General features: G+C 72.1%; 10 protein-coding genes. 4 read left to right on the forward strand and 6 right to left on the reverse strand.

Translation table 11 applies throughout. The features are described from left to right. Positions 1 to 55: 55 nt before the first annotated feature. The 6 genes from FB00_RS07475 to FB00_RS07500 all read right to left on the reverse strand — a co-directional run bounded on the left by FB00_RS07475 (position 56) and on the right by FB00_RS07500 (position 6,002). The gene (locus FB00_RS07475) at positions 56 to 1,174 is read right to left on the reverse strand and encodes an aspartate-semialdehyde dehydrogenase (RefSeq protein WP_047232277.1); all 1,119 of its coding nucleotides are present in this window, start codon (positions 1,172 to 1,174) and stop codon (positions 56 to 58) included. Positions 1,175 to 1,188: 14 nt separating this feature from the next. Continuing rightward, entirely contained in the window at positions 1,189 to 2,508 is a 1,320-nt protein-coding gene (locus tag FB00_RS07480; RefSeq protein WP_047232357.1) for an aspartate kinase, read from the reverse strand. A 168-nt stretch (positions 2,509 to 2,676) separates the two neighbouring features. After that, positions 2,677 to 3,222 (reverse strand): hypothetical protein, encoded by a 546-nt coding sequence (locus FB00_RS07485; protein ID WP_047232278.1) that lies wholly within the window; start codon positions 3,220 to 3,222, stop codon positions 2,677 to 2,679. Next, a complete protein-coding gene (locus FB00_RS07490) occupies positions 3,219 to 4,319 on the reverse strand; it encodes a helix-turn-helix domain-containing protein (RefSeq protein ID WP_047232279.1) in 1,101 nt (366 codons plus the stop codon). The genes FB00_RS07485 and FB00_RS07490 overlap by 4 nt, the downstream gene beginning before the upstream one ends. Before the next feature lie 9 nt (positions 4,320 to 4,328). Further along, positions 4,329 to 5,186, reverse strand: coding sequence for a formate/nitrite transporter family protein (locus FB00_RS07495; RefSeq protein ID WP_047232280.1), 858 nt, complete (start codon positions 5,184 to 5,186; stop codon positions 4,329 to 4,331). Positions 5,187 to 5,285: 99 nt separating this feature from the next. Beyond that, positions 5,286 to 6,002: a TetR/AcrR family transcriptional regulator gene (locus tag FB00_RS07500; RefSeq protein WP_082141098.1), complete on the reverse strand. Its 717-nt coding sequence runs from the start codon at positions 6,000 to 6,002 to the stop codon at positions 5,286 to 5,288. A gap of 258 nt (positions 6,003 to 6,260) precedes the next feature. Between FB00_RS07500 and FB00_RS07505 the strand changes: the two genes are divergently transcribed. The 4 genes from FB00_RS07505 (at position 6,261) to FB00_RS07520 (ending at position 12,347) form a co-directional block, all read left to right on the forward strand. Next, complete coding sequence (locus FB00_RS07505; protein ID WP_231581762.1) at positions 6,261 to 8,786, forward strand: beta-glucosidase family protein; 2,526 nt, start codon at positions 6,261 to 6,263, stop codon at positions 8,784 to 8,786. Positions 8,787 to 8,905: 119 nt separating this feature from the next. Continuing rightward, a complete protein-coding gene (locus FB00_RS07510; RefSeq protein WP_047232281.1) occupies positions 8,906 to 10,576 on the forward strand; it encodes an ABC transporter substrate-binding protein in 1,671 nt (556 codons plus the stop codon). A gap of 77 nt (positions 10,577 to 10,653) precedes the next feature. Further along, the gene (locus FB00_RS07515) at positions 10,654 to 11,544 is read left to right on the forward strand and encodes an ABC transporter ATP-binding protein (protein ID WP_047232282.1); all 891 of its coding nucleotides are present in this window, start codon (positions 10,654 to 10,656) and stop codon (positions 11,542 to 11,544) included. After that, a complete protein-coding gene (locus FB00_RS07520) occupies positions 11,544 to 12,347 on the forward strand; it encodes an ABC transporter ATP-binding protein (protein ID WP_047232283.1) in 804 nt (267 codons plus the stop codon). Before FB00_RS07515 ends, FB00_RS07520 begins: the two co-directional genes overlap by 1 nt. Positions 12,348 to 12,351: the final 4 nt, after the last annotated feature.

Consider the following 12,351-nt stretch of genomic DNA (forward strand, 5'->3'; position numbering starts at 1 on the left):
GATGACCAGGGCTCTACCTCGCGGTACCAGGGCTCTACCTCGGGTGACCGGGGCTCTACTTCGCGAGGGCCGGGGTGAACGCCGCGCGGACGGCGTCGAGGTCCTGCGCGACGAGCTCGGCGAGCTGCACCGCGTTGAGCGCGGCGCCCTTGCGGAGGTTGTCGTTCGACACGAACAGCACGAGGCCACGCCCGCCGGGGACGGACTGGTCGGTCCGGATGCGGCCGACGAACGACGGGTCCTGGCCGGCCGCCTCGAGCGGGTTCGGGACGTCCGCGAGCACCACGCCCGGCGCGGACGCGAGGATCTCGCGCGCGCGGTCGGGCGTGATCGCGGCGCCGAACTCGGCGTGGATCGCGAGCGAGTGGCCGGTGAACACCGGGACGCGCACGCAGGTCCCGGCGACCGCGAGCTCGGGCAGGCCGAGGATCTTGCGCGACTCGTTGCGCAGCTTCTTCTCCTCGTCCGTCTCCTCCTGCCCGTCGTCGACGATCGACCCGGCGAGCGGGACGACGTTGAACGCGACGTTGCGCGGGAAGACCGCGGGCTCCGGGAAGGCGACCGCGCCGCCGTCGTGCACGAGCCCGACGAGCCCGGCACCCGTTCCCTCGGCCGCCGCGCCCGCGACGGCCTGCGCGCGCAGCTCCTCCGCGCCGGCGAGACCGGCGCCGGACACGGCCTGGTACGTCGCGACGATGAGGCGCTCGAGCCCGGCCTCGTCCGCGAGCGGCTTGAGCACCGGCATCGCGGCCATGGTCGTGCAGTTCGGGTTGGCGATGATGCCCTTGCGCGCCTCGCGCAGCGCACCCGGGTTGACCTCGGACACGACGAGGGGGACGTCGGGGTCCATGCGCCACGCGGACGAGTTGTCGATGACGACGGCGCCCGCCTCGGCGAAGCGCTCCGCCTGCGCCTTGGAGGTCGCGCCGCCCGCGGAGAACAGGGCGACGTCGATCCCGCGCAGGTCGTCGGTCGAGGTCGCGGCGACGTCCTCCACGACGACGTCGGTCCCGCGCCACGGGAGCGTCGACCCGGCCGAGCGCGCCGACGCGAAGTAGCGGATGCTCGCGACGGGGAGGTCGCGCTCGTCGAGGAGGCGGCGCATGACGGCGCCCACCTGGCCGGTCGCGCCGACGACGGCGACGTGCAGGCCCTGACGGTTCTCGCTGCTCATGGTTCCTCGTCCTCTCAGCGGCCGGTGCCGGCGTAGACGACGGCCTCGCCGTCGGCGGCGTCGAGCTCGAACGCGGTGTGCACGGCGCGCACCGCGTCGTCGAGCGAGTCCTCGCGGGTCACGACGGAGATGCGGATCTCCGAGGTGGAGATCATCTCGATGTTGATGCCGGCGTCGCGCAGCGCGCCGAAGAGCTTGGCGGAGACGCCCGGGTGCGACTTCATGCCCGCCCCGACGAGCGAGAGCTTGCCGATCTGGTCGTCGAACTGGAGCGAGTCGAACCCGATCTCGCCCTGGAGCGCGGACAGCGCCGACATCGCGGCCGGGCCGTCGCCCTCGGGCAGCGAGAACGAGATGTCGGTCAGGCCCGTCCGGGCGGCCGAGACGTTCTGCACGATCATGTCGATGTTCACGCCCGAGCCCGCGACGACCTCGAAGATGCGCGCGGCCGTCCCGGGCACGTCGGGCACCCCGACGACGGTGATCTTGGCCTCGCTGCGGTCGTGCGCGACGCCGGAGATGATCGGGTCTTCCATGACGGTCTCCTCGGGAAGGTCTGCGGAGCGGGGGGCGGCGTCGGCGGGACGGGACGCGGAATAGGCGTCCGCGCTGACGAACGTGCCCTCCTTGCCGCTGAACGACGAGCGGACGTGGATCGGCACGCCGTACCGGCGGCCGTACTCGACGCAGCGCAGCGCGAGGACCTTGGCCCCGCTCGCCGCCATCTCGAGCATCTCCTCGTACGTGATGCGGTCGATCTTGCGCGCGCTCGGGACGATGCGCGGGTCGGCCGTGAAGATGCCGTCCACGTCGGTGTAGATCTCGCACACGTCGGCGTCGAGGCCCGCCGCGAGCGCGACGGCCGTCGTGTCCGACCCGCCGCGGCCGAGCGTCGTCACGTCGTTCGTCGACTGCGTGACGCCCTGGAAGCCCGCGACGATCGCGACCTGGCCCCGCTCGATCGTCTCCCGGATGCGGTGCGGGACGACGTCGACGATGCGCGCCTTGCCGTGCACGGCGTCGGTGATGACGCCGGCCTGCTGGCCCGTGAACGACTTCGCCTTGACGCCCAGGCTGTTGATCGCCATCGCGAGCAGCGACATCGAGATGCGCTCGCCCGCGGTGAGGAGGATGTCCATCTCGCGCTGCGGCGGGAGGGGGGTGACCTGCTGCGCGAGGTCGATGAGCTCGTCCGTCGTGTCGCCCATCGCCGAGACCACGACGACGACGTCGTGACCGGCCCGCTTGGTCTGCGCGATGCGCTTGGCCACGCGCTTGATGCTCTCGGCGTCCGAGACCGACGAACCGCCGTACTTCTGCACGACAAGTGCCACGTGCTGCTCCATCTGTCGCCGGCCTCCGTCTCTCTCAACGGCCCGCCGGGTGCTTGTGGGTCGATCGATGATACGCACGCGTCCCGCGCTCCGGCCAAGCCCGTCCCGCCATGCGGTCCGAGAGTGCATACGCTCGAGGTGACGGACCGGGTGACGTCCGCTCGCGGCTCAGCCGGCCAGCCAGCCGTCGAAGGACCCGCGCGATGCGCGCGCCTCCCACGGGACCCAACGGTCCTGGGCCACGAGCGTCTGCACGTATCCCCATGCCACGTCGGCGGCGACCTTGCCGGTCCGGACTGCCAGGCGGATCAGGTCCGCCGTCGTGACCACGGTCAGTCCGTGCTCGACAGCGACTCGGCTGGCGCTGCGATCGTCGGTGACGAAGAACGACCCCGCAGCGCGGCGGGACGCGAGCACGACCGTCTCCGCCTCGCCCAGATGCTGGTGGCGTCCGTCTTCAGGGCTGGCCAGCCGGTCGCGCAGGAGCCGGATCTCGACCTGCTCCGCTGCCTCCGGGTACCACGGCGCCCCGAAGATGTCGGGCGCCAGCGCCATGTCGCTCAGCGACTCGTTCTTCGCCTGGTCCGAGCACTCGCTCGCGACGGTCCCGCACCACGCACCCCGCTCTCCCACGAGGAGTCCGAGCAGGTCCATCCGGTGCAGGATGGCGAAGTTCCGTACGACCGTCGTGTCGGGAAAGACGAGGACGGTCACGCGAGGGCGAGCCCGAGCGCGGCGGCGAGATCCTCGGTGGGGACGTGCGGTTGCTCAGGTGGCCGGACCTCCAGGTCCTCGACGTCGACACCCGCCACCCAGGCCAGGGTGCGGGGGTTCACCCTGCCCGAGGCCACCCCGTCCTCGAGGTGCTGCGTCAGGGTCGTGGGGAATCGTCGCGCTCGCGAGGCGCGCTCGCGGTCCGTCACCTCGGTCCACCGAGACGCCGGGAACGCCTTGTGGCGCAAGAACTGCGGCGTGGCCATCTGCAGCCACGACGCGACCCTCTCGGGCACTCGGATCGTCAAGGAGTCGAGACGCGCAGCCAGCGCGCCGGTCGTGACACCGAGCTCCCACAGCAGGTCCCCGACACCGGGCGCGTCGATCGTCGCCCAATCGGTCGCCCGAAGGCGGTGCTCTGGCATCAGCAGCTCGGCTGCGAAGGCGTTCGCCCTCTGCTCGGCCGATCGGTCGGACTCCGAGTCGTCGATGTCGTGGTCCCCAGCGACCAGGTGGGCAAGCTCGTGCGCGAGGGAGAAGTTCGCCCGTCCCCATGGCTCGCGGTCGGGCAGCGCGACGACGGCGCGCTGCCCGAAGACGAGGAACGAGTAGGCGGTGCCCAGGTCGTCCACGCGCACGACGTCTACCCCGAGGCGGTCCTCCATCCGCTGCGCGAAGTGGCGAGGCCAGTTGTCACCGAGTCGCTCCCGGATGCTGGCGACGTCGGTGGGAAGGCTGGTGGGCTCGGGCCGCTTCTCGTCGAACGCCTGGTGATACGCAAGACGGATGCCGTCCAGCACGCGCTCGTCCTTCGCGCGGGTTCCGTTGTCGTACGTAGCGCTGTCGTGGTCGTAGGTGTGTCGCGCCGCGATCTTCAGGCGCCGGGGATCGTCCTCACCGGTGATGAGCCAGTGCACGTCGACGCCGAGCTCGTCGGCGATGCGGGCGACCTCGATGGCGGCGAACCCACGCGCCCCACGGACCGCGCGTGAGAGCGCGTCCTCGGGCATCCCGACGGCTGCGGCAAGAGCGCGCTGCGTGGTGTCCTGTTCGTCGAGGAGGGCGCGGACACGGGTTCCGATCGTGGTGGCGTCCATCCGAGCAGCCTACCGGCGACTTGGGATTTCCCCAAGGCCTTCCTCGAACTGCGGCCGCCTCATTCTCTGCGGGCGGCTCGTCGAGCCAGCGGGAAGAGCGGGGCCCGCGACGACGACGTACGCCAGCCCCACGACGACGGCCCCGCCGACGAGGTTGCCGAGGCCCACCCAGGTGAGGTTGCGGGCGAAGTCGGCCCACGTCGTCGGGCCCAGGCCGCCGAGGAGGCCGAGCGAGAAGGTCGTCATGTTGGCGACCACGTGCTCGAACCCGGAGGCGATGAACGCGAGGATCGCCCAGAACAGGACGATCGCCTTGCCCGCCTCGGAACGCAGGCGACCGCAGGCCCAGATCGCGGCGCACACGAGGAGGTTGCACAGGACGCCGCGGAAGAAGAGCTCGCCGCCGGTCTCGTGGGCCTTCGCGCGCAGCATGGACGCGACCATCTCCCCCGCGGCCGCGTTGGAGTGCAGCACCCCGGCCTTCGTCACGGCGAACGCGAAGAGCATCGAGCCGGCGAGGTTGCCGACGAGGCACAGGCCGAGGGTGAGGACGGCGTCGCGCACCCGGACGGCGCGCGTCGCGACGCCCTGGGCGAGGATCATCATGGCCGAGGTCGCGAGCTCGGCCCCGGCGAACACGACGAGGGTCAGCGCCGCGGCGAACACGCCCCCGGCGACCAGCCGCTCCCCCGGCGACCCGGCCGCGAGGAAGGGCCCGGCCGTCGCGACCATGAGCACGACGCCGACGCCGATGTACGCGCCGGCGAGCATCGCGGCGACGAGGTAGCGCGCCGGGCGTCTCGCCGAGCCGACCTTCTTCCGGGCCGCCTCCGACTGGGTGGTCAACGCCTGGGCGAGGGTCTGCACGACCTCGATCCTCGCCGTCGCCGGACGCCACGGACAGGGCCCGTGGTCGTGACCACGCGGGACCGAAGGTCCGCGGGCGACGGAGCGCCGGGCCCGGGGTCAGGCCCCCACGGGCTGCCCGGCCGCCTCGGCCGGCACGACGCCGTCGAGCGCCACGGGCTGCTCGCCGCCACCCGTGCCGTCGAGGCCGAGCGGGGACGGTCGCGGGTCGAGCACCGCGGCGACGATCGCCTCGATCGCGAACTGGCTCGCCTCGCCGAGGTCCACCTGCGTGGGGTCGAGGAGCCACTGGACCTGGAGCCCGTCCATGACCGCGAGGATCGACGCCGACGCGTGCCGGACGCTCGCGGGGACGGCGACGCCCCGCTCCGCGCACAGCGCCTCGAACGCCTCGACGGCCTCGCTCCGCAGCGTGCGGTACCGGCCCTCGAAGAAGGCGCGCGCGGGGTGGTCGTCGGTCACGGACTCCGCGGAGAGCACGGCGTACGTCTGCACGATCCCGGCGCGCTGCGCGTTGAGGAACGCCGTGCGGACCAGGTGGCGGAACATGTCGATGCCGCCCGGGATGTGCTGCCCGTCGAGGCCGGCGACGTCGCTCTCGTCGCGGTAGCGCAGCACCTCGAGGAGGAGATGGTCCTTGGACCCGAAGTGGTGCAGGATCCCGGCGTGGGTCATGTCGACCTGCTCCGCGATCTCCGCCAGGGGGCCGTTGTGGTAGCCCTTGCTCCCGAAGGTCGCCATGGCGGCCTTGAGGATCTCCTCGCGGCGCCGGAGGGTCTCCTCCCGCACGCGGGGGCGCCGCCTGCTCGTGGTCATCGCCTCGTCACTTCCTCGTCGTGGTGCCCGGTGCGCCACCGTCGGCGCCGACGTCGGCGTTCCGTGCACCGAGCACGTCCTCGGTCCGTCGCCGTCCGGGGTGATCCTACGCACGCGACGCCACCTCCGAGCCACGCTCGCACCGAAGGTCACGGTGAGATATCGATCTGACCTGCGGAAACGCAGATTCTTGCCAACTTACTGACTGCACGGTAAGTTCTCCGCTCGACAGACGACTCGACGACGAGGAGCACGTACGTGACATCGCAGTCCCTCGCGGGAGAGCGCGACCCCGCGGAGCTCGACACCCTGCGCACCCGCGCGCAGGAGCTGCCCCTCCGCGAGAAGGTCCGCCTCCTCACCGGCCGGTCCATGTGGCGCCTGCACGCCCTGGACGAGCTCGGGCTGCGCCCCGTCGTCATGTCCGACGGGCCCGTCGGCGTTCGCGGCACGAGCGAGGTCGAGGGCGAGACCTCGATCCTCTTCCCCTCCCCCAGCGCGATCGGCGCGACGTGGGACCGGGCCACCGCGCACGAGACCGGTCAGGCGTTCGCCCGCGAGGCGCGCACGCACGGCGTCGACGTCGTCCTCGCCCCTCAGGTCAACATCCAGCGCACGCCCGTCGGGGGACGACACTTCGAGTGCTACTCCGAGGACCCGTACCTCACCGCCCAGATCGGCACCGGCGTCGTGCGCGGGCTCCAGGACCAGGGCGTCGCCGCGTGCGTCAAGCACTACGTCGCCAACGACTCCGAGACCCAGCGCACGTCGTACGTGTCGCACGTCGACCCCCACGTGCTGCGCGAGGTCTACCTCGCACCGTTCGAGGACGCGGTCGCGGCGGGCGCGTGGTCCGTCATGGCGGCGTACAACCAGGTGGACGACGGCGTGGAGTCCGGCCCCATGACGGGGCACCGGCACCTGCTCACCGACGTCCTCAAGGACGAGCTCGGGTTCGACGGCGCCGTGGTCTCGGACTGGGTCGCGACGCACACGACCGAGCTCTCCGCGAACGGCGGGCTCGACGTCGTCATGCCCGGCCCGGGCGGCCCGTGGGAGGACGCCCTCGTCCGCGCGGTCGAGGACGGCCGCGTCCCCGAGCGCGAGATCGACGACAAGGTCGCGCGCATCCTCCTGCTCGCGCGTCGCGTCGGCGCGCTCGACGAGCCCGCGCGCCCGGTCACGCACGACGGCGACCTGCGCGCCCTGGTCCGCCGCACCGCCGCCGCGGGCACCGTCGTCCTTCGCTCCGACGCCGAGAACCCCGTCTGGGACCGGCCCGCGCCGCGGTCGATCGCGCTCGTCGGCCCCAACGCCGTGCGCCCGCACGTGCTCGGCGGCGGCAGCTCGACCGTCAACCCCGCGCACGTCGTCACCCCCGCCGAGGGCCTGGCCGCGCGCTGGCCCGACGCCACGCTCACGGTGGCCCGCGGCGGTGACGCGCGCCGGTTCGCCCCCCGCCTCGACGTGGAGGGACGCAGCGCCGACGGCGCCGCCGTCGCGGTGACGTGGCTCGACGCCGAGGGCGCGACGCTCCGCAAGTCCGTCCTGCCCCGCTGGGACGGGTTCCTGCGCGACCTGCCCGCCGAGGTCGACACCGTCGTGCTCGACGTCGACGTCCTCCTCGACGAGCCCGGCGACCACGTGCTCGAGGTGGGCACGGTCCCGGGCCACACGATCGAGATCGACGGCGTCGTCGTCGCGAAGGACGACCGCCGCTCCGGCGTCGAGGTCATCCTCGACTCGTCGATCAACAACCCGGCGGGCGTCCCCGCGACCGTGCACGTCGACGCGCCGCGACGCGTGCGGGTCAGTGCCTCGCTCCTCGTCACGCGCGCCCAGGGCTACGGCAACCTCGTCCGCGCGGAGCTGCGCCACCGCGTCCCCGCGCCGAGCGCCGAGCAGGAGATCGCCGAGGCGGTCGAGGCCGCCCGCGCCGCCGACCTGACCGTCGTCGTGGTCGGGACGAACGAGGAGGTCGAGTCCGAGGGCTGGGACCGCACGTCGCTCGCGCTGCCCGGCCGTCAGGACGAGCTCGTCGAGCGCGTCCTCGACGTCGACCCGGACGCGGTCGTCGTCGTGAACGCGGGCGCCCCCGTGCTGCTCCCCTGGCTCGACCGCGCGCGCACGGTGCTGTGGGTCTGGTTCCCCGGGCAGGAGGCCGGGCACTCGATCGCGGACGTGCTCGCGGGCGACGTCGAGGCGGCGGGCCGCCTCCCGTGGACCCTCCCGGCCGCCGAGGCCGACGTCCCCGTCCCGCACGCGGTCCCCGACCAGGGCGTCGTCGAGTACGCCGACGGCGTCCACGTCGGCTACCGCGCGTGGGAGCGCTCGGGCGCCGTCCCCGCCGCACCCTTCGGGCACGGGCTGGGCTGGACGACGTGGTCGTACGACGCGTCCGACGAGCCCGAGCACCTGCCCGCCCGCACGCCCGACGGAGACGTGATCCTCACGGTCCGCGTCACCAACACCGGGTCCCGCGACGGCCGCGAGGTCGTCCAGGTCTACGTCGAGCCCCCGGTCGCGCCCGCGTCGGCCCCGGTCGCCGAGCGCGACCGCCCGGTCCGCTGGCTCGGCGGGTTCGCCGTCGTCGACGTCGCCGCGGGGGCCTCCGCCGACGTCACCGTGACCGTCCCCCGCCGTCAGCTCGAGGTGTGGGACACCGACAGCGGACGCTGGCACCTCCCGGCCGGTACCTACCGGCTCCGGGCGGGGCGTTCCGTCCACGACCTCCGCCTGGACACCGCGGTCCGGGTGCAGGAGAGCACCACCGAACAGGAGTAGCCCGGACCGCGGTCCACGCGGGGTGACCCAGCGCCCCACGCCACCCTTCCGTTTCACCCGTACGCTCCACCGCCCCGGCACCGCGCCGGGGACGATGTTCCCTCGAAGGAGAGAGATTCATGAGGTTGAAGGCCTCCGCGATCGCCCTCGGCATCGCGACAGCACTCGTGCTGACCGGCTGCTCGTCGACGGGCGGCAACAACGACGACGAGACGACCGGCTCCGGCGCGGGCGCCGCCCTCACCATCGCCAAGCCGGACGGCGCGATCGCGACCGAGTCGAACAACCCGTGGATCGGCGACTCGTCCGCGCTCAAGCTCGGCTACGTCAACGCCATCTACGAGCCCGTCGGCATCGTCAACGTCGTCAACCCGTCGGACGAGGTCCGCCCCTGGCTCGCGTCCGAGATCACGTGGTCGGAGGACTACACCTCGGTCACGCTCACGACCCGCGAGGGCGTGAAGTGGAGCGACGGCAAGGACCTCACGGCCGACGACATCGCGTACTCGTACCAGATCCTGGTCGACACGCCCGAGCTCAACACCGCGGCGCTCGACATCAAGGACGTCGCCGTGGACGGCGACAAGGTCACCGTCACGTTCGGCACGCCGATGTTCGCCAAGCAGGACAAGGTGCTGCACCGGTTCGTCGTCCCGAAGCACGTGTGGGAGGGCGTCGCCGACCCGACGACGGAGACGAACCCCGACCCCGTCGGCACCGGCCCGTACACGCTGACGAGCTTCAGCACGGAGAGCGTCCAGCTCGACGCGCGCGACGACTACTGGGGCGGCGAGCTCGCGGTCCCGACGCTGTACTACGTCTCCTACAACGACAACAGCGCCCTGACGACCGCGCTCGCCAACGGCGACGCGGACTGGGCGCAGGCGTTCCTCCCGAACGTGCAGTCGGCGTTCGTCGACAAGGACCCGGAGCACAACGTGTACTGGGCCCCCGCCGGTCTCGGCATCGACGCGATGTTCGTCAACACGACCAAGAAGCCGTTCGACGACGTCGCGTTCCGCCAGGCCGTCAACATGGTCATCGACCGCGAGCAGCACCAGCAGATCGCCCGCGAGGGCGGCGTCCCCCTGCTCACCTCCGTCACGGGACTGCCGACCCCGGCCGGCGACCCGTTCATCTCGGACGAGTTCGCGGGCGAGGAGTACGAGGTCGACGTCGACGGCGCCAAGAAGGTCCTCACCGACGCCGGGTACACGTTCGAGGGTGACGCCCTGATCGACCCCGACGGCGAGCCCGTCACCTTCCAGCTCAGCGTCCCGCAGGGCTGGAACGACTACGTCACCGGCATCAGCCTCATCGCGGAGTCGGTCAAGGCGATCGGCGTCGAGGCCACGGTCGACACGCCCGACTCGGACTCGTGGTGGGCCGCCAAGGGCACGGGCGACTTCGACGCGATCCTGCACTGGACCGAGACCGGCGCGACGCCGTACGACATCTACAGCGACACGATGGACGCCCGCTGGCTCAAGCCGATCGGCGAGGCCGCCGACTACAACTTCGGCCGCTTCGACAGCCCGGAGGCCACGGCCGCCCTCGACGCGTACCTCGCGGCGACGACGGACGAGGACCGCGCGACGGCCATCGCCGAGGCGCAGAAGATCTTCGTGGAGCAGGTCCCGGTCATGCCGATCGGCACACGCCCGTTCATCACGGAGTTCAACACGCGCAACTACGTCGGCTGGCCGAGCGACGACGACCCGTACATCAACGCGGACCCGACGCAGCCGACCGCGGTGCTGATCCTCACCCAGCTCAAGCCGGCCGAGTGAGGTCACCGAGGCTCGCGCGGCGCGCGCCGCGCGAGCCTCGGTGCGGCCCGGCCCCAGCACAGAAACAGGTAGGACCCGTGAACACCGAACCCCTGCTGACCGTCTCGCACTTCAGCGTGGTCTACGACGTGGACCCGCCCGTCGAGGCCGTCAGCGACGTCTCCCTCACGCTGCACCGCGGGGAGATCCTCGGCCTCGCCGGCGAGTCCGGCTGCGGCAAGACGTCGCTCGCGTACGGCATCCAGCGGCTCCTCAAGCCGCCGGCCGTCATCCCCTCGGGATCGGCGATCTTCCACGACGAGTCGGGCGAGGACGTCGACCTCAACGCGCTGGACGACGACGCGATGCGCCGCTTCCGGTGGGACAAGGCGTCGATGGTGTTCCAGGGGGCGATGAACGCGCTCAACCCGGTCGCCACCGTCGGCAAGCAGCTCGGCGACGTGTTCGAGACGCACCGCCCCCGCATGAGCAAGGCCGAGCGGACCGAGGAGAGCGCCCAGCTCCTCGACCTCGTCGGCGTCGGACGCGACCGGCTGCGCTCCTACCCGCACGAGCTCTCCGGCGGCATGCGCCAGCGCGTCATGATCGCGATGGCCCTGGCGCTCAAGCCCCAGCTCATGATCATGGACGAGCCGACGACGGCGCTCGACGTCCTCGTGCAGCGCGAGATCCTCCAGCAGATCTCCGACCTGCGGAAGCAGTTCGGCTTCTCGGTCATCTTCATCACGCACGACCTCCCGCTGCTCCTCGAGATCTCGGACCGGATCGCGGTCATGCGCCAGGGCCGGATCGTCGAGCTCGACACCGCGGCGAACATCTACCACCACGCCCAGCACGAGTACACGCGCACGCTCCTCGGCTCGTTCCCGAGCCTCACCGGGGAGCGGGGCGGGTTCGTGCGCGGCCGGTCGGAGCCCGCGGCCGCGGCCGCGAGCACTGCCACGACCAGCGCAGGAGGCCAGGTCTGATGACCACCCTCGAGTTCTCGCACGTCAGCAAGAAGTACAAGGTCCGGGGCTCCGGCGACCTGCTCGCGCTCGACGACGTCAGCTTCACGCTCACCTCGGGGCGCACCATCGCGCTCGTCGGGCAGAGCGGCAGCGGCAAGTCGACGATCGCGAAGATCCTCACGCAGCTCGAGCGCGCCACGTCCGGCGAGATCCTGCTCGACGGCGCCCCCATCCCCCGCCGGGGACGGGCGCTGCGCCGCTACCGGCAGCAGGTCCGCATGGTCTTCCAGGACCCGTTCGCGTCGCTCAACCCGTACCACACGATCCGCCACCACCTCGAGCGCCCGCTGCGCCTCGACCACGTGGTCCCGAAGGACGACGTCGACGCCGAGGTGCACCGCCTCCTCGACCGCGTCCACCTGGACGGCGGCGTCGTGGACCGCCGCCCGCACGAGCTGTCCGGCGGGCAGCGCCAGCGCGTCGCGATCGCGCGCGCCCTCGCGTCGCGCCCGTCGCTGCTCATCGCGGACGAGCCGGTCTCGATGCTCGACGTGTCGATCCGCCTCGGCGTCCTCAACCTCCTCGCCGAGCTCCAGCGCGAGGCGAACCTCGGGGTCCTCTACATCACGCACGACCTGGCGACCGCGCGCCACTTCAGCGACGAGATCATGGTCCTGCACCACGGCAAGGTCGTGGAGCACGGGCCGGCCGACGACGTGATCCTCGAGCCCCAGCACCCCTACACCCGCGCGCTACGCGATGCCTCGCCCAACCCGGAGGTCCACTTCTCCGGCACCGGCCCCGCATCGTCGAGGAGCTGATCCC

Origin of the sequence: Cellulosimicrobium funkei (genome assembly GCF_001019615.1) — a bacterium.
Taxonomy (GTDB): Bacteria; Actinomycetota; Actinomycetes; order Actinomycetales; family Cellulomonadaceae; genus Cellulosimicrobium; species Cellulosimicrobium cellulans_E.

What these genes read in the sequence shown, in the direction of transcription:
- FB00_RS07475 (WP_047232277.1), bottom strand. Translation starts at nt 1,174, where the DNA reads ATGAGCAGCGAGAACCGTCAGGGCCTGCACGTCGCCGTCGTCGGCGCG.
- FB00_RS07490 (WP_047232279.1), bottom strand. Translation starts at nt 4,319, where the DNA reads ATGGACGCCACCACGATCGGAACCCGTGTCCGCGCCCTCCTCGACGAA.
- FB00_RS07500 (WP_082141098.1), bottom strand. Translation starts at nt 6,002, where the DNA reads ATGACCACGAGCAGGCGGCGCCCCCGCGTGCGGGAGGAGACCCTCCGG.
- FB00_RS07510 (WP_047232281.1), top strand. Translation starts at nt 8,906, where the DNA reads ATGAGGTTGAAGGCCTCCGCGATCGCCCTCGGCATCGCGACAGCACTC.
- FB00_RS07520 (WP_047232283.1), top strand. Translation starts at nt 11,544, where the DNA reads ATGACCACCCTCGAGTTCTCGCACGTCAGCAAGAAGTACAAGGTCCGG.